Here is a 22,470-nt window from a genome sequence, read left to right on the forward strand (position 1 = left end):
GGAGACCCGTGTCCGCTCTGCCCCCGCAGCCCCTCAGCCCGCTCGACGGTCGCTACTTCGCCACCGTCTCGGAGCTCGGCGACTACCTGTCGGAGGCGGGCCTGAACCGCGCTCGCGTCGAGGTCGAGGTCGAGTGGCTCCTGGCCCTCACCGACCGGTCGCTCTTCGGCACTTCGCCCGTCTCGGACGCCGACCGCGCGCGTCTGCGCGCGCTGTACGAGGACTTCGGCGCCGACGAGATCGCCTGGCTGAAAGAGAAAGAGGCGGTCACCCGCCACGACGTCAAGGCCGTCGAGTACCTCGTGCGCGACCGGCTCGACAGCCTGGGCCTCACCGCCCTCGCCGAGCTCACGCACTTCGCGTGCACCAGCGAGGACATCAACTCCACCGCCTACGCCCTCACCGTGCAGCGCGCGGTGCAGCGCGTGTGGCTCCCGAAGCTCCGTGCCGTCACCGCCGCTCTCGCCGAGCTGGCGGTCGAGCATCGGGATGCCGCGATGCTCTCCCGCACGCACGGCCAGCCCGCGACGCCCACCACGATGGGCAAGGAGATCGGCGTCTTCGCGTGGCGTCTGGAGCGCGTCATCCGTCAGCTGGATGCCGGCGAGTACCTCGCGAAGTTCTCCGGCGCGACCGGCACCTGGTCGGCGCACGTCGCCGCCGAGCCCGACGTCGACTGGCCCGAGCTCACGCGCACGTTCATCGAGTCGCTGGGCCTGGGGTTCAACCCGGTCACGACGCAGATCGAGTCGCACGACTGGCAGGTCGAGCTGTACGACCGCGCGCGGCACGCGGGTGGCATCCTGCACAACCTCGCCACCGACATCTGGACGTACATCTCGCTCGGGTACTTCACCCAGATCCCCGTCGCGGGGGCGACCGGCTCGTCGACGATGCCGCACAAGATCAACCCGATCCGGTTCGAGAACGCCGAGGCGAACCTCGAGATCGCCGGCGGACTGTTCTCCACGCTGGCATCCACGCTCGTCACGAGCCGGATGCAGCGCGACCTCACCGACTCCACGACGCAGCGCAACATCGGCGTCGCCTTCGGCCACTCGCTGCTCGCGCTCGACAACCTGCAGCGCGGTCTCACCGAGATCTCGCTCGCCGAGAACGTGCTGCTCACCGACCTCGACGCGAACTGGGAGGTGCTCGCCGAGGCGATCCAGACCGTGGTGCGCGCCGAGATCGCCGCGGGCCGCTCGAAGATCACCGACCCGTACGCGCTGCTGAAGGACCTCACGCGCGGACGCCGGGTCGGCGGCCCCGAGCTCGCCGAGTTCGTCCGCGGTCTCGACATCGGGGATGCCGCGAAGGAGCGCCTGCTCGCGCTCACCCCGGCGACCTACGCGGGTCTCGCGTCACGGGTGGTCGACGCGCTCTGAGGCCGGGCCGGTTCCCGCCGGCGCTCCGCCCCGCGACGGCAGGTGCGGCTGCACCGTCCCGCGGCGGCAGGTGCGGCAGTACCGTCCTGCGGTGGCGGGTGCGGCTGTACCGTCCTGCGGAGAACGGCCGCGACACACGGACAGGCGGCATCCCCGTTCGGCGTGTCCCCCACGAACTCCGCACGACGGAGCGGCACGGGACGGCGGCGGCGGCGAGCCGCGGTGAGCGGGTGGATGCCGCCGCCTCGACTGCATTCCGGAAACGGCATGTGATCGAACAGTGGACGTGCGGGCACCTCGCACCCTACGGTGTTGACGTCAACATCCCCTTGCGACCCTGGGTCGCCCATGCGTCGCGACGTCGCGACGCGGAACGGAACCGACGCGATGACGCATCGACGCGCCCTCTCCCCCCGCCGACTCCTCGCGGCCGCCACGGTCGCCGTGCTGGCCGGAGCGCTGGCATCCCCCCTCTCCGCCGTCGCCCTCGACACCGACCCGAACGACGGAGTGCCACGGGTGGACCCCCCGGTCACGTACACGTCCTTCGAGCCCCTCGCCGACCCCGGGCTCGGCGCCGCCGACTACTTCCAGCCGAAGTGGTACGACACCGACGGGCGCCACATCCAGGCGCACGGCGGGCAGATCGTCACGACCCACGAGAACGGGCAGACCGTCTACTACTGGTACGGCGAAGACCGCACGAACGGCTACTGGAACAGCCCCGGGGTCGCGGTCTACCGGTCGACGGATGCCATGAACTGGACCAACCTCGGCGACGCGCTCCGCAGCATCACGACCCGTGACGATCTGCTGACGCCGTACTTCGAGAACCTGTACGACACCGTCGACGACAACGGTCAGCCCCGCAACGACAAGATCGACGCCCTCGCGTACCACCTGAACTCGCAGCGGTCGGCGGACTACACCGCGATCTTCGAACGCCCCAAGGTGCTGCACAACGACAAGACCGGGCAGTGGGTCATGTGGTGGCACGCCGACGGCCGTACCGAGCCCGGCGGCAGCACGTACGCGCGTTCGATGGCGGCCGTGGCCGTCTCGGATTCGCCGGCCGGCCCGTTCCGCATGACGGGCGCCTTCCGCCTGCCCAACCGCACCGACTACCAGGCCTGCACGCCCTGGGCCGTGCCGGGCCAGGCGCGCGACATGACCGTGTTCCAGGACGACGACGGCAAGGCCTACATCTCCTACTCGTCGGAGGAGAACTACTCGCTGTACGTCGCCGAGCTCGACGACACGTACACGAACGTCACCCACACGACCGATCGCGACACCCTCGACGTGCACCAGTACTCGGAGGACGGCCGATTCCCGTACGTGTTCGCCGACGGCAGCGCCGGGGCCCCGGTGCGCGGCGAGGACTTCCAGATCGTGAAGGAGTGCGGCCACCTCGAAGCGCCCGCCATCTTCGAACGCGACGGCACGTACACCGTGCTCGCCTCGGGCGCGACCGGCTGGGCGCCCAACCCGCAGACCTACTACACCGCGAAGAGCCTGATGGGCACGTGGATCCGCGGTGTCCAGGCGGGCGACGCGAACGAGACCGTGAACTACGCCAGCATCCCCGACGGCGGCGACGGGCTGCTCTCGGTCGGCGACACGAACCGGTCGACCTTCGGCTCGCAGACGACGAACGTGTTCGAGATCGAGCCGGGCAAGTTCGTCTACATGGGCGACCGGTGGAACGAGGGTCAGTCGGACTCGACCTACGTCTGGCTGCCCCTGACGATCGGCGAGAACGGTCGTCTCGAGATGCACAACCCCGCCGCCGAGGACCCCGCGCGCTACGGCGACGGCTGGGACACCTCCTACTGGGACGACAAGGGCTTCGGCCACGGCACATGGTCGCTCACCCCGAACGCGGTGCCCGAGACCGTCCGGCGCGGAACCGCCCCGAACCTGCCCGCGACGGTGAACGTCGACTCGGACGGCACGGTCGGACCGGTGGCCGTGACCTGGTCGACGCTCGACACGAGCGTCCTCGGACCGCAGACCGTGACCGGCACCCTGGCCGCCGACGCCCACTTCACCGCCGGGCGCACCTTCCAGCGCACCATCACGGTGACCTCTCCCGGTCTCGCCGACATCGCCCCCGAGGCGACGGTCACGGCATCCAGCCGCAACACGCTCGTCGGCACGATCGTCGACGGCAACCCCACGGGCAAGGGATGGGACGACTGGACCGGCAACGGATATCCGCGCGACAGCTGGCTCGCGTTCGATTGGGGCACCGTCCGCACGTTCGACTCGATCGTCGTGCACACCTACAAGGACGGCCCCACGGCGACCTGGCCCTCGCGGATCCAGGCGCAGTACCGCGACGGGTCCGGCGCGTGGGTCGACACCGAGGTCGGCGCGACACTCGCTCAGGATGCCTCGAGCCCCGCGCCCGTCGCCGTCCTCGACGCGCGATCGCTCCCGGCCTCCAGCGCACTGCGGCTTCGGCTGACCAGCGAGGCGAACACGTGGCAGTCGATCGCCGAGGTCGACGTGTGGGGGAACGCCTCGGTGCCGAACGTCTGCCGCGGGGGCGACGCCACGGTGTCGGCATCCTTCCACCAGACGAAGTGGGCCACGATGCCCGCCGGGAACGCGTGCGACGGCAAGCAGAACACGCAGTGGTCGACCTGGACGGACGCGGGATTCCAGGACACCGCGACCTTCACGGTCGAGACGACGGAGATCCACCGCCTCGACAGCGTGTCGTTCACCAACACCGAGGGCACGGTGACCGGCGTCACGGCGGAGTACCGCACCCCGGCGGGTGAATGGAAGCCGGTGGAGCCCACCGGAGACGCCCCGACGGTGACGAACGGGACCGAGACGACCCTGTCCTTCACGAAGGTCCTCGCCACGGGTCTCCGCCTCACCTTCGCCACACCGGGTTCGTACCTCAAGATCCCCGAGATCGTGCTGCCCGAGACCGGCGGCATCGCCGCGATCACGCCGATGCTGGGCGCCGAGCCCAACGCGGCCGGATGGTTCGACGCCCCGGTGACGGTCCAGCTCTCGCACGACGGTGGCACCGACGTCGTCGTGCAGCACCGCATCGACGATGGCGAGTGGGTCGACGGCACCGATTTCACGGTCGACACCGACGGTGCGCACACGGTCGCGTACCGCGCTCTCGTCGATGAGGTCGAGCAGGAGGACGTCTCCGGCTCGCTGACCGTGCGTATCGACACGGTCGCTCCGGTCACGACGGCGACCACCGGTTCCGCCTCCGACGCGCTGCGCACCCTGGCGGTGCCTGCGGTGGCCGCGGTGGCCGCGACCGTACCGAGCACCGGGACCGCGACGTTCACAGCGACGGATGCCACCTCGGGCGTCGAGCGCACCGAGTACTCGCTGGACGGCGGGCAGACCTGGATCACCGGGTCGGCGGTCACGGTGACGGATGCCGGTTCCCACGACGTGCAGTACCGCTCCGTCGATGTGGCCGGGAACGTCGAGGGCGCGCGGACGGTCACCCTCCGAGGGGACGAGGGCGGAACGGATCCGGGCACGGACCCCGGCACGGATCCCGGAACGGGCACCGGGAACGGCGACGGATCGGGCACGGTCCCGGTGACCTCGGAGACCACCCCGCGCACCGGCGGTCTCGCCGCGACCGGAACGGAGCTTCCGATCGCCCTGGGGATGGTGGGGCTGCTCGCCCTCGCCGTGGGTGTCACGCTGTCCGCACGGCGCCGACGGAGCTGACCGCCGTCACCATCGCGACGCCCTCTGACTCACGGGTCAGGGGGCGTCGCGCCACCGGCCGGCACAGAGAACCCGCCGCTCGCCGGCGTCCGTCCAGACCACCGCGTCGGCCGGGCTCCCCGGCCTCAGCGGGGCCGGGAGCCCGAGCAGACGCGACGCCGTGAGCGACGACACGGCGGCCAGTTCGTCGTCCCCCGGGGCGAAGAGCGCGGCGAATCGGTCGACGGCATCGCCGAGCGGCGTCGTGCTGCCCGCGAGGGCGCCGTCCGCAACGGACCGCGCGGTGCCGTCGATGACCTCCACCGGCGACCCCGCGACGACGTATCGGCCGTCGGCGCAGCCGGTCGCGGACACGGCGTCCGACACCAGGACCAGGCGCCCGGGAGCGAGTCTGCGCACCACCGCCACGATGTCGTCCGCGACGTGGTGACCGTCCACGATCAGTTCGAGCGTCACGCGCTCGTCCACCAGCGCGACGGCGATCGCGCCGGGATCCCTGTGGTGCAGCGGCCGCATGCCGTTGAAGGCATGCGTCACCAGGCGCACCCCGGCGTCGATCGCTGTGCGCATCTCGTCGGCCGTGGCATCCGTGTGCCCGACGGCCGCGACGGCGCCCGACGCGACGGTGTCGGCGATGACCGCGGGCGACCCCGGAAGCTCCGGTGCGAGGGTGACGATCCGCACCGCGCCCTCGCCCGCGTCGAGGAGATCGCGGATCTCGCCACGATCGGGCCGGCGCAGCAGCTCGGGGGCGTGCACGCCGCGTCGGCGCGGTGACAGGTACGGACCCTCGAGATGGATGCCGGCGAGCACACCCTCCCGCACGAGGCCGCGCAGCCGCACGATCGCGGCGCGCATCTCGTCGAGCGGCGCCGTCGCCACCGAGGCGACGAGGGCGGTGGCCCCGCGGGCCCGGTGGAACGCCGCCGCACGGCGAGCCTCGTCGACGGTGCAGCTCGCGAAGTCGGCGCCGAGCGCGCCGTGGCAGTGCAGGTCGACGAATCCGGGGAGGACGCGCGCCGCCGGCACGACCTCGCCCTCCCCGTCGTCGTCGACGACGACGGCATCCCGGACGGCGATCCGACGGACTCCGGGCGCGTCGATGACGAAACGGCGCATGTCGGCTCCCTCCGGTCGGGCCGAGTCTAGGCCGGGCGCCGGTGCCTCGACCGCGTGCCCCGGACCGTCGAGCGGAGAACTTCGCCGACGCGCCGGGACACGCCGTCCCACCCCGGCGTGTCGCGTACGGCCTCCGCGCGACGGACCGCACCGCGCGCGCGGGCGAGAACCCGACCGCACCGCGCGCGCGGGCGAGAATGGATGCCGTGCGCGCGATGATCATGGATGCCCTGGCCCAGCCCCTCGAGGTGCGGGAGGCGCCCGCACCGACCGCACCGGCAGGCGGGGTCGTGGTCGGGGTGCACGCGACCGGGCTGTGCAAGAGCGACTGGCACGCGTGGGTGGGGCACGACGACGTCGCCCTCCCCCACGTCCCCGGACACGAGTTCGCGGGCGTCGTCGTCGAGCTCGGCGAGGGCGTTCACGACTGGAACCTCGGCGACCGGGTCACCGTCCCGTTCGTCATGGGCTGCGGCGAGTGCGAGTGGTGCCGCAGCGGCAACGCGCAGGTCTGCCCGCGCCAGGAGCAGCCCGGCTTCACGCAGTGGGGCTCGTTCGCCGAACGCGTCGTCGTGCGGGCGGCCGACACCAACCTCGTCGCCGTTCCGGACGGGGTGTCGTTCGAGGCCGCGGCGGCCCTGGGATGCCGCTTCGCCACCGCGTTCCGGGCCCTCACCGGCCGCGCGCGCGTGCGTGCCGGCGAATGGGTCACCGTCGTCGGGGCCGGGGGCGTGGGGTTGAGCGCCGTGATGATCGGCGCCGCCCTGGGCGCGCGCGTGATCGCCGTCGACCGGACGCCCGCCGCGCTCGAGGTGGCCCGGCGTCTCGGCGCGGAGCACACGATCCTCGCCGACGGCGTCGATGTCCCGGCATCCGTGTCGGCCCTCACCGACGGCGGCAGCCACGTCTCGATCGATGCCGTCGGCAGCGCGCAGACCGCGCGCGATGCCGTGCTGAGCCTGCGCCGGCGCGGTCGGCATGTGCAGATCGGCCTGCTGCCCACCGCCGACGGTCAGACGCCGATGCCGATGGCCCGCGTCATCGCGTGGGAGCTCGACCTGCTCGGCAGCCACAGCATGGCGGCCGCGGACTATCCCGAGATGCTCGACCTCATCGCGCGCGGGGCGCTGCGTCCGCAGGACCTGGTCGAGCGGGTCGTGGGCCTCGGCGAGGCCGCCGAGATGCTGCCGCGCATGGACACCGCGACTCCCGCGGGTATGACGATGATCGACCCCCGGCGGGCCTGAGCGTCCACTCGGCGCGTTCGAGGTCGCCTAGCCCGGACCGTCACGCGGAGAACGTCGGGGACACGCCGAGCCGCGGCATCCGCAACCGGTGTGTCGGCCACCGACTCCGCCGGACGGCACATCCGACCGACGCCCCACGGCGGCGCTCGGGGATCAGGACCGGGGGGCCTCGGGGCCGTCGTTCGTCTCGGGAGCCGCGGTCTTGTCGTCGTCCTTGGGCAGGAGGAGCGGCCGATCGACCTGCTTCGCGACCTGCGCCGGGTCGACGGCCAGCAGCAGCAGGGCGACGCTGACGAGCACGACGATGAACGTGACGCCCGCGGCGACGGCCCCGACGACGAGCGCGCGCTGGATCTCGTCCGCGGGGCGGGCCTGGAAGGCTCCCATCGACACGAGGGTCACGACACCGGCGAAGATCGCCGCGCCGAACGCCAGCCCGAGCAGCTGGACGGGCTTCATGAGATCGCGGCGGGTGGGCTTGTGGTCGGTCATGATGCGGCCTCCTCGGCGGGTACGGCCGGAACCGGCTCCGGGCGGCGCGGCGAGAACCCGGCGATCGCCAGGTACACGGCGATGATCGCCGCGTAGCCGCCGAAGATGCCCACCGCGATGGTGATCCCCGTGAGGGTGAAGGTGCCGGCGCCCTCGATCGTGTAGTCGTAGGAGAACGCCGGGCTGGTGAAGAGGAATCCGACCGCCAGGATCAGCGTGATGATCCCCACCGTGAGCCCGTCGCGGGAGTCGGGGCGTCCCGCGCGGCGATCGCGCAGGGCGCCGATGATCTCGATCGCCCCGGAGACGACGGCCCACACGATCACCAGGACGAAGAAGAAGGTCGTCGTCCGCCACGCGCCGATACTGGTCGCGAGCCCGGCGAGACCGGTCACCACCGCGAGCAGGAGGGGCGTCATCCGCTGACCGTTCGGGTACACGAGCCAGACCGACAGCACGAGGACGAGGGCCGTGGCCAGCGCGAAACCGCTGAAGACGCTCGATCCGACGGCCGCCGAATGGTCCGACGAGAAAGTGACCATGACGGCGGCGACGGCGGCGAAGAGCGCGCGCGCCAACTGCACGTGGCGCACATCGAAGGAGCGCACAGGAGAAGGAGTGGTCACGGAGGGTCCCGGTGAGACGGAGTCGATGGCATCCAGTCTATTCCCCGCGGGCTGAGCGCCCTCCGTGTGCACCGACGTCGAGATATCCCGCTCAGCCCGCGGGCGTCGCGACCTCCTCCTTCTCGGCGAGGGTGCGCGCGACGGCCTCGGCGACGCGGGCGTCCTCCGCCTCCTGACGACGGCGACGGCGCGTGCGCAGCCGGCGCGGGCCGAAGACCGCCGCCGCGACGAGCAGCAGGACGACGACGAGGATCGGCCACGGCACCGCCCAGCCCATCGCCGACGCGGTCACCGTGTCGAGGTCGGTCGTCGAGCCGGAGGCATCCGTCACGGTCGGGATGGCGGTGACCGACGCCCACACCAGGCCCATCGCGGCCACCGCGGGCACGCGGACATCGCGCTGCCACGACTCGCCGGGGAGCAGCACCGGTGTGGCTTCGCCGGGCGCAGCAGAGACCTGACCCCAGCCGAACGGCCCCGCGACGGCGTCGGTGTCGTCGGCCGAGAGCGAGACGTTGCCGGTGTTGTGCAGGCTGTAGTGCAACGTCGCGTCGCCGAACAGGAGGGGCACGAGCCCGCCGTCCCAGTCGACGCTCACTCCTTCGACGGACAGCGCGGGCGCGAGGTCGCCCCCGACCCGGATGCCGGTACGGATGCCGAGACGACGGTCGACGGTGACGTTCGCGGTCTGATCGGCGACGGTGAGCGAGGTCACGACGCCACCGGCGTAGTCACCGGGGGTCGCGTCGGACGGGATGTCGACGGTGAAGGGGACCTCGACGGTCTGACCCGCGGGCACCGAGACGTGGTGCTGCGGCACGACGATCCACTTGCCGACGCCGACCGGCGCTTCGGCGGCGAGGCGGAGGTCGAGCGCGCCGGTCGAGGTCGTGTAGCCGTCGGCGGCGTAGACGTCGAGCTCGACGGGCTCGGTGCCCCGATTGGCGACGACGAGGGCGTCGTCGAGGTGCGCGCCCGGGTTGAGCGTGTACGAGAAGTTCGTGCGGTCGGCACCCAGCGAGTTCGACGCGGTGCGCACGGTCCACGTGACGTCGTCGGTGGCCGCGGATGCCGTCGCGGGCACGCCGACCAGAGCGGCGGCGGCGGCGAGGAGCGGCGCGAGGGTGGCGGCGAGGAAGCGGGGAGAGATGTTCATGAGGGTCCTTCGAGAAGGACCGGCGGGGAGGGTCGCTCCCCGCCGGTCCGGTTCGCTGGTCAGCCGGCCAGCGCGGTGAGGGTCAGGGTCGCGCGGTAGCTGCCCTTGTCGATCGTGTTCGGGATCTTCAGGTCGAGGTCGGCACCGACGACACCGGCACCACGGTCGTGGCCCATCGGAGCCGAGCTCAGCGAGCGCGAGGTCGACAGACCGTCACCCCCGTCGTAGCCCGAGCCGACCGCGGCACCCGCGACGGCACCGGCACCCGGCGTGACGACCTTGGGCGTCCAGCCGAGGTACTTGGCCTCGAACGTCTTCTGGCCGTCGACGAAGTCGCCGACCGACGCGGAGATCGACCACGCGGCCTTGCTGGCGCGGGTGTCGGTCACCGTGATCGGGTTGATCTCGCCGGTGGCCTCGAAGTACTGGAGGTTCTTCTCCTCCGCCGTGCCGAGGTCGACGAGACCGTTGTGGCCGTTGATGGTCCAGCCGAACTCACCCGGAGCCGTCGTGGGGACGTCGACCTGGATGTCCTGGCCGTCGCCGTGGTTCGGGTGGATCTTGACTTCGTCCTGGATCGAACCGATGGCCTCGGCCGGCTGGGTGCCGTTCTCCGGACCGCACCACAGGACCTTGCCGAGCTCGACGGCCGCGTTGGGGGCGGCGCAGTCACCGGAGCGGATGTTCTGCACGACGAGCTGGTCCTTCTGGACCTGCACCTTCACATACGTGCGGACGTGCTCCTGGTTCTGCACGGAGTTGTACCAGTAGTCGGCCGGGTTCAGCGGGTCGGCACCGTTTCCGGCACCGCTCGTGCCGCTGTTGTCCGGCGTGGTGAGGTCGTAGTACTTCGAGCCGGAGGCCGAGTTGGCCGTGACGTACACGACACCGCCGGGGCCCTCGAACACCTCGTCCTGGCCGGGCTGCTCGTCCGCGTTCGCCTTCGCGCCGTTCTTGATCTCATACGAACGCGAGTAGCTGTGGTCGTGACCCTGGAGGACCAGGTCGACGCCGAGCTTCGAGAACGTGGTCGGGAAGTCGACGCGACGGACCTTGTTGTCGCCGTCCTTCGCGTGGTCGGCCGGCGAGTAGATCGCGTGGTGGTAGACGAGCACCGTGTACTTCGCCTGGGCGCCGTGCTTGTTCACGACGTCGGTGACGTACGCCACGTGCGCGTCGTCGCCACCGCCGCCCTGCGAGGTGGCGTAGCTGTTGCTGTTGAGGTCGATGAAGAGCGTGTCCTTGTAGATGAACCAGTAGTCACCGCCGGACTCGGTGCCGATGCTCGAGGCGCCCTTGCGGTAGTACGCGGCCGAGCGGTCGGTGTTCGGGGTGAAGAAGTGCTGCTCGTACGACGTGCCGCCCACGTCGTGGTTGCCGATCGTCGCGGCCCAGGGGTACTGGCGCAGCTGGTCGGGAGCGAGGAACGCGTCCCACTGGTCCTCGCGGTTCGCGGCGTCGACCTGGTCGCCGCCCGAGACGAGCAGTTCGGCGTTCGGGTTGGCGTTCAGGGCGACGTTCATCGTGTCCACCCAGCCGGCCTGGTCCTTCGGGATGTTGCCCGACGAACCGATCTGCGGGTCACCGAAGAACAGGAAGTCGTAGTCGCCCTCGAACGACTGCGTCGTGAACGAGTACGTGGTCGACCAGTTGCCGTCGGAGCCCACGCGGTACGAGTAGGCAGTGTTCTCGGCGAGGCCCGTGATCGTCGTGTGACGGTTGAAGCCGCTCGTCGAGGTGTTGGCGGCGCCGGATGCCGAGAACGTCGTCGCCGTGGCGGGGAACTGCCCGTTCACGAGCGTCGACGTCGGGGCGACCTGAACGGTCTGCGCCGTGTCCGCCGAGGAGTACCAGCTGACGTTGCGCTGCGACTCGTCGGCTCCGACGCCGAGGATGACGCCGGAGAGGGTGGCCGTGGTGTCGGCCAGGGCGGCCGGAGCGGTCGCGGCGCCCGAAAGCACGAGCGACGCGCCGACGGCGGCCGTTGCGATCCACGAGACACGGCGACGCGTACGCGCCCCGTGCGACGTCGATGCTGTGAGGAGCATGGCTGTCCATTTCTGTAGGTGAGGGGCCCGCGGTCGGGCGGGCCTTCCCACGCTCTGCCCGCTCGGTGACCATCGCGTGAATGGTTGACCGAGCACATCTATCGATCAGGGCAACGTCACTCGATCCCGAGGATGCGCTGCACGAACCAGATCAGGCCGGCGACGGTCACGACGACGGCGAGCAGGCCGCTCGCCCACATCCCGATGCGGGGGAACCGGCGGCGCAGCAGGACCAGCAGCGGGAACACGACGACGATGATGCCGATCTGCACCGCTTCGATTCCGATGTTGAACACCAGCAGCGACCACAGCAGCGTCCACGACCACGGCTCGTCGATGCCGAGCGCCGAGGCGAAACCCAAGCCGTGCACGAGGCCGAACAGGAACACCACGCCCACGCGCAGCCAGCCCGCGCGGTCGAGGCGGAGGAATCCGTGCGCGTGGGAGAGGTCCTGATCGACCTTGCCGCCGCGCCACAGGCGCCACAGATACCAGGCGCCGACGACGGCGATGGACAACGCGATGGTGGGTTCGACGATCTCCGCGGGGGCGGCGACGAGACCCGTCGCGGCCAGGATGAAGGTCACCGAGTGCGCCAGGGTGAACGTCGTCGCGGCGATCACGACCTCGCGGAGTCGACGCGAGCCGACGATCAGCGCGAGGAGGAACAGGATGTGGTCGATCCCGGTGAGCAGGTGCTCGGCGCCGAGGCGGAAGAACTCCCAGAACCGTTCGAGGGTCGTCTGCGCCGTGGTGAACGACGGGTGCTCGGCATCCAGGACCGTGCTTCCGTCGTGGATGTCGAGGGCGTAGGTCAGGATCGTCTTGGTGCCGGTGACGAAGCCCTCGTCGTCGGGGAAGAGGGTCGAGACGACGGCGTGCCCGTTCTCGGACGGCGGGCAGGCGTAGTCGAACTCCACGGCCGCGTAGGGGACGCCGTCCTGGGCCGTCATCGTGATCGGGTCGGCGAGCGTGGGGGTGCAGTCCGCGCCCCCTGCGTCGATCCGGAAGTGCTGCGCGACGTACCCCGTCACGTCACCGCGGTACTGCTCCAGGGCGGCGGCCTGCTGCGCCGCGTCCCTGTCTTCGAACGCGGCCGTCCCCGCCTGGAAGAACGCGTCGTCGTGCGCGGCGTCGGCGGCGGACACGACGAGCAGGTCGTACTCGAGCTGGAGCTTCGCGCGCACGACGCCCGTCCCGCCGCTCGACAGGTCGGCGTAGGCCACCGACGACATGCCGTGCGCCTGGGCGGGGGCCGCCGAGAAGAGGAGGGCGAGGATTCCCGCGCCGAGGAGGAGGACGCGCGCGGCGCGCCGGATCACTGCAGACATGAAGGCCTTTCCGCGTCGAGGGTGCCCGGCGGGCGTGAACGTTTGTGCCCGACGTGGGGAACGGAAACGGAACGTGCGCCTCGTGTTCTCCCGCGCGCCACCCGCATCGCGCAGGGTGGAGCGGTGATGCGCAGGACGACGATGGTGGCCGTGATCGTGGCGGCGATGATGCTGACGGGCTGCTCCTCGGCATCCGGCTGGAGCGAGATGCGTGCGCACCCGGCCGCGGTCGGAACCCCCGGCGCGGGGTTCGCCCCGAAGGAACCTCTCGCCCCCGAAGCGACGTACGCGCCCGAGGCCGGGTCGTGGGATGCCGTGAAGGCCCCCGCCGGGTACCGCGTGGTGCTGCTGACGGTCGGCGACGATGCCCCCACCGCCACGCTCGTCACCGCCGTGGAGGACTGGGCCGCCGAGACCGGCGCGGACCTCCGCGTGGTGCACGCGGACGCCGACATGATCGACGGGGCCGTCGAGGCGATGCGGATGAATCCCGACCTCATCATCAGCGCCGGGGACGCCCTCGTCGACCCGCTCGCGACGGTGACCGCCAACCACCTCGATCGACAGTTCCTCATCATCGGCGCGGAGCTGGCCGAGCCGACCGAGAACGTCACCGCCGCCGACTGGACCGGCGCCGCCTACCGCGGCGAAGGCCTCGGCAAGGCCTCCGCGTACGACCCGGCGTCGTTCACACCTGAGCGCGCGGCGGCCGCCGTGCGCGCCGGTGTGGCCTCGGTGCTGACCGGCCAGCGCGGCATCGTGCTCTGGCTGGACTGAGCGCTCACGCGGCGGCGCGTCGGCGCCGTCGGACCAGGATGCCGGCCACGAGCGCCGCGACGCCGAGCACCACCGCGGCCGCCGACGCAGCAGCGTCCCACCCCGTCGCCGGGAGGTCGGACCGGGGGCCGGCGGACGGTGCCGGGGTGGGCATCGCCGCGGAGGGGGTCGGGGTCTGACGCGCGCTCGCGGGCACCTCGACGACGATGACCTGGGTGTCCGCCGTCGAGTCCGCGGGCGGTGGCGAGACCGCGGTCGCGAGGACCAGCGCGAGCACGAGCGTCACGGGCACGTCGGACTCCTTCCTCTCGCCACCGTGGCGCGCCGAGGTGGACGCCGACCTCTTCGCGCTCGGCCGGGCGGGAAACGCCGGGGGAAGAACGCACGACTGCGAGCGGGCGGCGCTGTGGTCTGACCACAAAAGGGATCCTTAGCACGGAGACAAGATTTCCGTTTCTTTCGTTCATTGAGTTCGTGAAGATCGCGAATGACGCCCCTAACGTCGTCGCATGGCCCCTCCTTTCGACGCGTCGATCGCGCACGCCGCCGCGGCTCGTGCGGTGTTCTTCGTGTCCGACAGCACCGGGATCACCGCCGAGACCCTCGGCAGCGCCCTGCTGGCCAACTTCCCCGGCGCGCACTTCACGCGGCACACGATCCCCTTCGTCTCGTCCGCGACGGCCGTCGACGCAGTCGTGGCCGCCCTGCAGCGCGCAGCCGCGGACGGGCACGCCCCCATCGTGTTCGCGACGCTCAAGGACGCCGGCGTCCGCACGCGGCTGGCCGCGGCGGGGGCCGTCGTGATCGATCTGCTGGCCGGACACCTCACCGAGCTCGAGGCCGAACTCGGCGCGACCGCCGAGACCCGTGCCGGTCAGTACCACGGCCTGGGCGACCTCGAGCAGTACTTCCGCCGTATGCGGGCCGTGGAGTTCGCCATCGAGCACGACGACGGCCAGAGCGGGCGCGACCTCGCCAGCGCCGAGGTCATCATCGTCGCGCCGTCCCGCTGCGGCAAGACGCCCACCACGATGTACCTCGCCCTGCACTACGGGCTGCTGGTGGCGAACTACCCGCTCACCGACGACGACTTCCCCACCGACGGCCTGCCGCGCATCGTCGCGCCGCACGCCGACCGCTGCTTCGGACTCACCACCACCGCGCTGCGCCTCAGCCAGGTGCGCCACGAACGCCGACCGCATTCGACGTACGCCAGCCTCGCGCAGTGCACCCTCGAGATCCGCCGAGCCGAAGACCTGTACCGCCGCACCCACATCCCGTTCCTCAGCTCCGCGACCCGGAGCGTCGAGGAGATGTCCGCCGTGATCCTGCAGTCCATGAACCTGCGCGACCGACCCCACGAGAGGCCCCTCACATGACCAACATCCTGCGCTTCGACGAGATCGGCATGGGCGACCTGGCCCGCGTCGGCGGCAAGAACGCCTCGCTCGGCGAGATGGTGTCGCACCTGGCATCCGCCGGCATCCGCGTCCCGCCGGGGTTCGCGACCACCTCGGATGCCTTCGGGCGCTTCCTCTCCCACGGCGATCTCGCCGCGCGCATCCGCGACGCGGTCGAGGGGATCGACGTCGACGACGTCGCGGCCCTCAGCCAGCTCGGCGGTCGCGTGCGGGCCTGGATCGAGGAGCAGCCTTTCCCGGCCGACCTCGAGGCCGACATCCGCGACGCGTACGCGGTGCTCGTGGCGGGCGAGACCGACCCCGAGACGGTCACCTGGGCCGTGCGCTCCAGCGCCACCGCGGAAGACCTCCCGGATGCCTCGTTCGCCGGGCAGCAGGAGACGTTCCTCAACATCGGCGGGATCGAGAACATCCTGCAGGCGATCCGCCGCGTCTTCGCGTCGCTCTACAACGACCGCGCGATCGCGTACCGCGCGCACCACGGCTTCGACCACCACGAGGTCGCCCTCTCCGCCGGCGTGCAGCGCATGGTCCGCTCCGACGTCGGAGCCTCGGGCGTGATGTTCACGCTCGACACCGAGTCGGGCTTCGACGAGGCGGTGTTCCTCACGAGTTCGTACGGCCTGGGCGAAGCGGTCGTCCAGGGCGCGGTGAACCCCGACGAGTTCTACACCTACAAGCCCGCCCTGCGCGCGGGTCGCCCGGCGATCCTCAAGCGCTCCGTCGGCGAGAAGGCCATCGCGATGCGGTACACCGACGGACGGCACGTCGACGGCAGCACGGCCTTCGTCGAAGTGGATGCCGCCGACCGCCGCCGGTTCTCGATCACCGACGCGGAGGTCGAGGAGCTCGGCCGGATCGCGCTCGTCATCGAGGAGCACTACGGCCGCCCGATGGACATCGAGTGGGGCAAGGACGGCATCGACGGGCACCTGTACGTGCTGCAGGCCCGCCCGGAGACGGTCGTGTCGCGCCGATCCGCGAACGTCCTGAGCCGGTACGTGCTGGCCGAGCGCAGCGCCGTCCTCGTCGAGGGACGCGCGATCGGGCAGCGCATCGGCGCCGGCCGCGTCCGCGTGCTGCGCTCGATCGACCAGATGGCGGACTTCGCGCCCGGCGACGTGCTCGTGGCCGACATGACCGACCCCGACTGGGAGCCCATCATGAAGCGCGCCTCCGCGATCGTCACCGACCGCGGCGGGCGCACGTGCCACGCCGCGATCATCGCGCGCGAGCTCGGCATCCCCGCCGTCGTCGGCACCGGCGTCGCCACCCACGCCCTCACCGACGGACAGGAGGTGACCGTCTCGTGCGCCGAGGGCGACGACGGCGTCGTGTACGACGGCATCCTGGACTTCGCCGAGGAGGTCACCGAGCTCGACCGGATGCCGGAGGCCCCCGTCAAGATGATGATGAACGTCGGCACCCCCGACCAGGCGTTCGCGTTCTCGCGCCTGCCGAACGCCGGGGTGGGCCTGGCACGGCTGGAGTTCATCATCAACCGGCAGATCGGCATCCACCCGCGCGCGCTGCTCGAACTCGACCGCCTCGACGGCGAGCTCGCCGACGACATCCGCGCCCGCATCGCCGCCTACCCCTCGGCGGAGGAGTACTTCATCCAGCGCGTCGCCGAGGGGGTGTCGATGATCGCCGCGGCGTTCGCACCCGAACCGGTCATCGTGCGCCTGTCGGACTTCAAGTCGAACGAATACGCAGGCCTCATCGGGGGGACGCTCTACGAACCCGACGAGGAGAACCCGATGCTCGGGTACCGCGGCGCCGCCCGGTACGTCTCGCCCGAGTTCCGCGCGTGCTTCGACATGGAGTGCGAGGCGCTCCGGCGTGTGCGCGACGAGATGGGGCTGACGAACGTCCAGATCATGGTGCCGTTCGTGCGCACGGTCGGCGAGGCCACGGCCGTCGTCGAGTTGCTCGCGCAGAACGGCCTGCGTCGCGGCGAGAATGGGCTCAAGGTCGTGATGATGTGCGAGCTGCCGGCCAACGCGATCCTCGCCGAGCGGTTCCTCGAGCACTTCGACGGCTTCTCGATCGGTTCGAACGACATGACCCAGTTGACCCTGGGACTGGACCGCGACTCGGCGCTCATGGCATCCGCCTTCGACGAGCGCGACCCCGCCGTTCTGCACCTGCTCGGCCTGGCCATCGATGCGTGTCAGCGACAGGGGAAGTACGTCGGGATCTGCGGGCAGGGTCCCAGCGACCACCCCGACTTCGCCCAGTGGCTCGTGGCCCGCGGCATCCAGTCGCTGTCGCTCAACCCCGACACGGTGGTCGAGACCTGGCTCGCCCTGGCGGCGAACGAGCGGCCCAAGGCCGAGATCCTCGCCCAGGCGCACCTGTCGCGGTTGTGACGGCGGGCTCCGGGCCGGGAGGTATCTGGGGCTTCTCCCGGCCCGGAGGTCTCAGGAGACCGGCTCGCGCTTCCGGCGCTCGGCGCGGGTCCGCGGGATCTCGGGCTCGGCGTGGGCGGCGGCCTCGGCATCCGTCACCGCCGGGCGGCGCGGCCACCAGAACCTGTCGCCCGCGATGAAGGCCATCGCGGGGACGATGACGGTGCGCACGAGGAGCGTGTCGATGAGCACGCCGATGCAGACGATCACGCCGATCTGGGTGAGCGTGATGAGGGGCAGCACGCCCAGCACCGCGAACACGGCGGCGAGCAGGATGCCGGCACTGGTGATGACCGCGCCGGTGGCGGCGAGCGCACGGATCATGCCGTTCGTCGTGCCGAGGGTGCGGGTCTCCTCCTGCGCCCGGGTGACGAGGAAGATGCTGTAGTCCACGCCGAGGGCGACGAGGAACAGGAAGCTGAACAGCAGCACGTTCGTGTCGATCGCGGGTAACCCGAACAGCGGCGTCTGGAACAGCCACCACGCGGCGCCGACCGCCGAGAAGAAGCTGGCCACCACGGCGATCAGCAGCAGGATCGGCGCCAGCAGCGCTCGCAGCAGGATCACGAGCACGAGGAACACGAGCACGAGGATCAGCGGGATGATCAGGTCCTGATCGCGCTGCTGGGCCCCGGCGACGTCGAGGGCCTGCGCGTCGAGACCGCCCACGAGAGTCTGACCCGAGCCGATCGAGTCGAGGTCGGCGCGCAACCGCTCGATCGTGGCGAACGCTTCCGGCGTCTCGGCCGACGCGTTGAGGGTGACGTCGATGCGGGTCCAGTCGGTCGTCTCCTCGACGACGCGGGCGGAGTCGACGCCCTCGATCTTCCCGGCCGCGTCCACGACCGCCTGGGCGTCGTCGACCGGCGCCATGACCGTCGCGGGCGACGTCGCTCCCGCCGAGAACGCCTCGGCGAGCACCTCCTGCCCCTTCACGGCGTCGGGCTTCTGCAGGAACCGGTCGTTCTGCGACAGGCCGGTCTGCACGAAGAACAGGCCGCTCGCGAGCGCGCCGAGCACGACCGCGCCGGTCAGGGCGACGACGACGGGACGCTTCGAAACGCCACGGCCGAGCTTGCCCCACGGGCTGCGCGAGATCGCATCGGGCGAGCCGAAGCGCGGGACGTACGGCCAGAACAGCCACCGGCCGAAGAGCACGAGCGCGGCGGGCAGCACGAGGAGGGCGAACGCCATGGCCACGACCACACCGACGGCGCACGCGAGCCCCAGCGCGCGGTTGCCGGACAGCTCGCCGAGCAGCAGCGTCGCCAGAGCCAGCGCGACGGTCGATCCGCTCGCGATGATCGCGGGGCCCGCGCCCCGCACCGCACGGCGCATCGCCTCGCGGCGGTCTTCGGCGAGGCGCAGCTCGTCGCGGTAGCGCGCGATGAGCAGCAGGGCGTAGTTCGTTCCCGCGCCGAACACGAGCACGGACAGGATGCCGGTGACCGAGGCATCCAATTCCACTCCCGCGAGCGCGGCGACACGGCGGGCCACGATGCCCGCGGAGGCGTCGGCGGTGCCGATGACGATGAGCGGCACGAGCCACAGCCAGGGGCTGCGGTACGTGATGAGCAGCAGCACGGCGACCACGATCACCGTGGTGAGGAGCAGCGTGAAGTCGGCGCCGTCGAACACCGCGGCGATGTCGACCTCGAAGCCCTCGGGGCCGGTGAGGTAGGTGTTCACGCCGGTGAGTCCATCGGCGGCGAGGGTGCGGATCTCGTCGGCGCGCTCGCTTTGGGCGGCGACGTCTTCTTCGGGCGTGAGCGGCACGACCAGCAGCGCGACGGTGCCGTCCTCGGACACCTGCGCGGGCGGGATGAAGCCGTCGGGCGTGAGCTTCACCAGGTCGCCGAAGGCCTTCTGCTGGATCGCGGCGACGGTGTCGGCGGGGAGGGCCTCGCCGTTCTCGGACGCGAACACGAGCAGGGCCGACGTGGTGTCGGCATCCGGGAAGGTGTCGAGGATCTTCTGGACCTGGACGGACTCGGCCGAATCGGGGAGGCCCGAACCCGGCGCGGTCTCGGACGACGAGCCGGAGCCGAGTGCGAAAAGAGCGGCGACGCCCGCGAACGCGACGACCAGCACGATCCAGGACGTACGCGCCGAGGTGAGGAAACGCAGGAAGCCGTTCATCGTCATCTTTCGCTAGGTGGTGAAGTATCTAGAAAATCGAGATACGAGAAAGGTAGCGCAATTTCGACGTAGGATGCCAGTCATGGAAGCGACCGAATCTTCCACCCTCCCCGCTGGTCCCGGGTTCCCGCCCGTGCGGCCCGCGACCGCGCTGGTGCGCGCCCTCTTCAGCGCCGGGACCGAGTTCGAGAAGTCGCTGCAGCACGAACTCTCCGTCAATCCCACCGGCCTCGACGCGATGGGGCACCTCGTGATGTCGGGCCCGCTCTCGCCCGGCGAGCTCTCCCGCCGCCTCGACCTGACGACCGCGGCGACGACCGCGGCGATCGACCGCCTGGTGGCGCTCGGACACGTCACCCGCGCACCGCATCCGACCGACCGCCGCAGCCTGCTGGTCGTGCCGACCGAGGCGTCGGTCCAGCGCGCGATGAGCCACCTCGCCCCGATGATCGCGGGCGTGGACGAAGTGCTCGACGACTTCAGCGACGACGAGCAGGCCGTGATCACCCGGTACCTCGAACGGGTGGTGGCCTCGTACGGGATGCCGCCCGACGACGGCACCGCCCGGCCGCGCTAGCGGGTCTGACCCCGCCCTCGTGCGGATCTCGTCGGCGACACGCCGTCTCCGCGGAGGTCGGCACGGCGTGTCGCGACGAGACTCCGCGGGACGACCCGCGGCGGGCCCAGCCGGGGCCGTAGCGCGGGCGCGCGGCACGTCGGCGCGGCACAGGCGGGCGACGCGCCGGTGCTAGCGTGCGGGGGTGACCCCGGATGCCACGACTCCCCGCCTCATCCACGTCTCGGCCGCGGTGATCACCGACGCCGACGGGCGTCTGCTGCTCGTCCGCAAGGCCGGGACCACCGCCTTCATGCAGCCTGGCGGCAAGCCCGAGCCCGGGGAGACGCCGGCCGAGACGCTCGCGCGCGAACTCGCCGAAGAGGTCGGGCTCCGAGTCGACCCCGAAGCCCTTGAGCCGCTCGGCGTGTTCACCGCCACGGCGGCGAACGAACCCGGCTTCGCGGTGGTCGCCGACGTGTTCCGCGTCGACATCGGCGGGCAGCAGCCGATCCCGGATGCCGAGATCGCCGAGCTCCGCTGGGTCACCGCCGCGACGGCATCCGGGATCGAGATCGCCCCGCTCGCGCGGGAGTACTTCCTGCCGGCCTGAGCCGGACGCGCGGGAACGCGCGGCCGCGTCAGCCTGCGTCCCGACCGACCAGCGCCCGCAGCGCCATGGCGGCGAGGACGTCGGCCGCGGACGCGGCGACCGCACTGTGCGGGGTGGAGTTGAGCAGACCGAAGGTGCCGAGGAGGCGCGTCTGCCGGTCGGCGGCATCGAGTTCGGGACGGACGGATGCCAGCACGGCATCCCACTCCTGCACGTACTGCCGCTGCAGACTCCGCACCTGCTGGTTCGCGTCGAGGGGCAGCTGCGCGAGTTCGCGGTCCTGGATGCGGATCGTGTCGGGGTCGGCCGTGGCGAAATCGAGGTGGAAGCGGACGAGCCGCGACAGCACCTCATCAGGGGTGCCGGGCTCGGCCACGAGGGCGCGGCATCCCTCCAGCAGGCGTCGGCTGGCGTCGATCAGCACCTCCGCGAGCAGCGCCTCCTTGCTCGGGAAGTAGTTGTACAGCGCCGGACCGCTCATGCCGACGGCGTCGCCGAGGTCGGCGGTCGACACCGCGGCGAACCCGCGCTCGGCGAACAACCGCGCCGCGGACCTCATCAGCGAGGCGCGGCGGTTGGCCTTCTGCGTGGCCCTCCACGTCGCGGTCACGGCGTCACTCCCCTCACGGATCTGCTCAGCGCAGCATCTCACGCGCCTGCCGCAGCACGGGTTCGTCGATCATCCGCCCACGGAAGCGGAACACCCCGGGCTGCCCCTCCGCCGCGGCGAGCACGGCCGCGGCCCATTCCCGCTCCGTGTCCGTACCGGCGTACGCGGCCCGGATGACGTCGACCTGACCCGGATGGATGCAGGCCGAAGCGGTGAAGCCCGAGGCGGCGGCATCCTCGCATTCCGCGCGGAGCCCGTCGATGTCGGCGATGTCCAGGTGCACGGCGTCGATCGCGGCGCGACCGTACGCGTGGGCGGCGAGGAGCACCGACGAGCGCGCCGCGCGCGCCACGTCGCGGTAGCGGCCGTCGGCGAAGCGACTGGAGCGCCCGTTCATGCTCGCGATGAGGTCTTCGGCACCCCACATGAGCCCCACCGTCGCGGGGTGCGCCGCGATCTCGGCGGCATGGACGACGCCCCGGGCCGTCTCGCACAGCGCGACGACCTCGAACGCCGCAGTCGCCTCGACGTCGGCGGACGACTCGGTCTTGGCGAGCATCACGCGGGTGTAGCCGGCCCGGCGGACCGCGTCGAGATCGCGCGCGTGCGCGTCCGTGTCGGCGGGATTCACCCGCACGATGGTGCGCGCCGGGTCCAGCGGCGTCGCGGCGAGCGCCTCGCGCGCCCGCGCCTTGTCGGCCGGGGCCACGGCATCCTCCAGGTCGAGGATGACGGTGTCGGCCGCAGCCGCCGCCTTCGCGTAGCGGTCGGGCCGATCGGCCGGGCAGAAGAGCAGGGCGGGTCCGTTCATGT

General features: G+C 71.4%; 18 protein-coding genes. 8 read left to right on the forward strand and 10 right to left on the reverse strand.

Going from position 1 to position 22,470, the window contains the following annotated elements:
* Positions 1-8: 8 nt before the first annotated feature.
* Both purB and BGO45_RS12360 read left to right on the forward strand, forming a co-directional pair.
* The gene (gene purB / locus BGO45_RS12355; protein ID WP_292694678.1) at positions 9-1,388 is read left to right on the forward strand and encodes an adenylosuccinate lyase; all 1,380 of its coding nucleotides are present in this window, start codon (positions 9-11) and stop codon (positions 1,386-1,388) included.
* 348 nt (positions 1,389-1,736) lie between these two features.
* Positions 1,737-5,111: a discoidin domain-containing protein gene (locus BGO45_RS12360; RefSeq protein ID WP_292694679.1), complete on the forward strand. Its 3,375-nt coding sequence runs from the start codon at positions 1,737-1,739 to the stop codon at positions 5,109-5,111.
* Positions 5,112-5,147: 36 nt separating this feature from the next.
* On the opposite strand, the gene BGO45_RS12365 is transcribed toward BGO45_RS12360, so the two are convergent.
* A complete protein-coding gene (locus tag BGO45_RS12365) occupies positions 5,148-6,230 on the reverse strand; it encodes an amidohydrolase family protein (protein ID WP_292694681.1) in 1,083 nt (360 codons plus the stop codon).
* A gap of 206 nt (positions 6,231-6,436) precedes the next feature.
* On the opposite strand from BGO45_RS12365, the gene BGO45_RS12370 reads away from it, so the two are divergent.
* Entirely contained in the window at positions 6,437-7,477 is a 1,041-nt protein-coding gene (locus BGO45_RS12370; RefSeq protein ID WP_292694682.1) for a zinc-dependent alcohol dehydrogenase family protein, read from the forward strand.
* A gap of 153 nt (positions 7,478-7,630) precedes the next feature.
* Here the strand turns inward: BGO45_RS12370 and BGO45_RS12375 are convergent, their stop codons facing one another.
* The 5 genes from BGO45_RS12375 to BGO45_RS12395 all read right to left on the reverse strand — a co-directional run bounded on the left by BGO45_RS12375 (position 7,631) and on the right by BGO45_RS12395 (position 13,130).
* Positions 7,631-7,969 carry an amino acid transporter gene (locus tag BGO45_RS12375; RefSeq protein WP_292694684.1) on the reverse strand — a complete coding sequence of 113 codons (339 nt, stop codon included), beginning with the start codon at positions 7,967-7,969 and terminating at the stop codon, positions 7,631-7,633.
* Complete coding sequence (locus BGO45_RS12380; RefSeq protein ID WP_292694686.1) at positions 7,966-8,595, reverse strand: acyl-CoA synthetase; 630 nt, start codon at positions 8,593-8,595, stop codon at positions 7,966-7,968. Before BGO45_RS12380 ends, BGO45_RS12375 begins: the two co-directional genes overlap by 4 nt.
* A gap of 91 nt (positions 8,596-8,686) precedes the next feature.
* Positions 8,687-9,751, reverse strand: coding sequence for a DUF916 domain-containing protein (locus tag BGO45_RS12385; RefSeq protein WP_292694688.1), 1,065 nt, complete (start codon positions 9,749-9,751; stop codon positions 8,687-8,689).
* Between the two features lie 59 nt (positions 9,752-9,810).
* A complete protein-coding gene (locus BGO45_RS12390; protein WP_292694690.1) occupies positions 9,811-11,799 on the reverse strand; it encodes a metallophosphoesterase family protein in 1,989 nt (662 codons plus the stop codon).
* 116 nt (positions 11,800-11,915) lie between these two features.
* Positions 11,916-13,130: a HupE/UreJ family protein gene (locus BGO45_RS12395; RefSeq protein WP_292694692.1), complete on the reverse strand. Its 1,215-nt coding sequence runs from the start codon at positions 13,128-13,130 to the stop codon at positions 11,916-11,918.
* Positions 13,131-13,256: 126 nt separating this feature from the next.
* Here BGO45_RS12395 and BGO45_RS12400 point away from each other — a divergent pair, with 126 nt between their 5' ends.
* Positions 13,257-13,907 carry a hypothetical protein gene (locus tag BGO45_RS12400; protein ID WP_292695178.1) on the forward strand — a complete coding sequence of 217 codons (651 nt, stop codon included), beginning with the start codon at positions 13,257-13,259 and terminating at the stop codon, positions 13,905-13,907.
* A gap of 4 nt (positions 13,908-13,911) precedes the next feature.
* On the opposite strand, the gene BGO45_RS12405 is transcribed toward BGO45_RS12400, so the two are convergent.
* Positions 13,912-14,199, reverse strand: a complete 288-nt coding sequence (locus BGO45_RS12405; RefSeq protein ID WP_292694694.1) for an LPXTG cell wall anchor domain-containing protein — start codon at positions 14,197-14,199, stop codon at positions 13,912-13,914.
* 217 nt (positions 14,200-14,416) lie between these two features.
* Here BGO45_RS12405 and BGO45_RS12410 point away from each other — a divergent pair, with 217 nt between their 5' ends.
* A complete protein-coding gene (locus BGO45_RS12410; RefSeq protein WP_292694695.1) occupies positions 14,417-15,286 on the forward strand; it encodes a pyruvate, water dikinase regulatory protein in 870 nt (289 codons plus the stop codon).
* Positions 15,283-17,700, forward strand: a complete 2,418-nt coding sequence (ppsA, locus tag BGO45_RS12415) for a phosphoenolpyruvate synthase (protein ID WP_292694697.1) — start codon at positions 15,283-15,285, stop codon at positions 17,698-17,700. Before BGO45_RS12410 ends, ppsA begins: the two co-directional genes overlap by 4 nt.
* Positions 17,701-17,751: 51 nt before the next feature.
* Here ppsA and BGO45_RS12420 read toward each other — a convergent pair whose 3' ends face one another.
* On the reverse strand, positions 17,752-19,878 hold the full coding sequence (locus BGO45_RS12420; protein ID WP_292694698.1) for an MMPL family transporter: 2,127 nt from the start codon (positions 19,876-19,878) through the stop codon (positions 17,752-17,754).
* Between the two features lie 82 nt (positions 19,879-19,960).
* Between BGO45_RS12420 and BGO45_RS12425 the strand changes: the two genes are divergently transcribed.
* Entirely contained in the window at positions 19,961-20,455 is a 495-nt protein-coding gene (locus BGO45_RS12425; protein WP_292694700.1) for a MarR family transcriptional regulator, read from the forward strand.
* 184 nt (positions 20,456-20,639) lie between these two features.
* Positions 20,640-21,047: an NUDIX domain-containing protein gene (locus BGO45_RS12430; protein WP_292694702.1), complete on the forward strand. Its 408-nt coding sequence runs from the start codon at positions 20,640-20,642 to the stop codon at positions 21,045-21,047.
* 28 nt (positions 21,048-21,075) lie between these two features.
* Here BGO45_RS12430 and BGO45_RS12435 read toward each other — a convergent pair whose 3' ends face one another.
* Both BGO45_RS12435 and BGO45_RS12440 read right to left on the reverse strand, forming a co-directional pair.
* Entirely contained in the window at positions 21,076-21,657 is a 582-nt protein-coding gene (locus BGO45_RS12435) for a TetR/AcrR family transcriptional regulator (RefSeq protein WP_292694704.1), read from the reverse strand.
* Between the two features lie 25 nt (positions 21,658-21,682).
* Positions 21,683-22,468, reverse strand: a complete 786-nt coding sequence (locus tag BGO45_RS12440) for a CoA ester lyase (protein ID WP_292694706.1) — start codon at positions 22,466-22,468, stop codon at positions 21,683-21,685.
* Positions 22,469-22,470 lie beyond the last annotated feature (2 nt).

This window comes from Microbacterium sp. 71-36, assembly GCF_001898305.1.
Lineage (GTDB): Bacteria > Actinomycetota > Actinomycetes > Actinomycetales > Microbacteriaceae > Microbacterium.

Bases quoted from the DNA above. Each gene is read 5' to 3' on its own strand.
- BGO45_RS12360 (WP_292694679.1), top strand. From the start codon at position 1,737: ATGCGTCGCGACGTCGCGACGCGGAACGGAACCGACGCGATGACGCAT.
- BGO45_RS12365 (WP_292694681.1), bottom strand. From the start codon at position 6,230: ATGCGCCGTTTCGTCATCGACGCGCCCGGAGTCCGTCGGATCGCCGTC.
- BGO45_RS12375 (WP_292694684.1), bottom strand. From the start codon at position 7,969: ATGACCGACCACAAGCCCACCCGCCGCGATCTCATGAAGCCCGTCCAG.
- BGO45_RS12385 (WP_292694688.1), bottom strand. From the start codon at position 9,751: ATGAACATCTCTCCCCGCTTCCTCGCCGCCACCCTCGCGCCGCTCCTC.
- BGO45_RS12390 (WP_292694690.1), bottom strand. From the start codon at position 11,799: ATGCTCCTCACAGCATCGACGTCGCACGGGGCGCGTACGCGTCGCCGT.
- BGO45_RS12395 (WP_292694692.1), bottom strand. From the start codon at position 13,130: ATGTCTGCAGTGATCCGGCGCGCCGCGCGCGTCCTCCTCCTCGGCGCG.
- BGO45_RS12400 (WP_292695178.1), top strand. From the start codon at position 13,257: ATGCGCAGGACGACGATGGTGGCCGTGATCGTGGCGGCGATGATGCTG.
- BGO45_RS12410 (WP_292694695.1), top strand. From the start codon at position 14,417: ATGGCCCCTCCTTTCGACGCGTCGATCGCGCACGCCGCCGCGGCTCGT.
- ppsA (WP_292694697.1), top strand. From the start codon at position 15,283: ATGACCAACATCCTGCGCTTCGACGAGATCGGCATGGGCGACCTGGCC.
- BGO45_RS12420 (WP_292694698.1), bottom strand. From the start codon at position 19,878: ATGAACGGCTTCCTGCGTTTCCTCACCTCGGCGCGTACGTCCTGGATC.
- BGO45_RS12425 (WP_292694700.1), top strand. From the start codon at position 19,961: ATGGAAGCGACCGAATCTTCCACCCTCCCCGCTGGTCCCGGGTTCCCG.
- BGO45_RS12440 (WP_292694706.1), bottom strand. From the start codon at position 22,468: ATGAACGGACCCGCCCTGCTCTTCTGCCCGGCCGATCGGCCCGACCGC.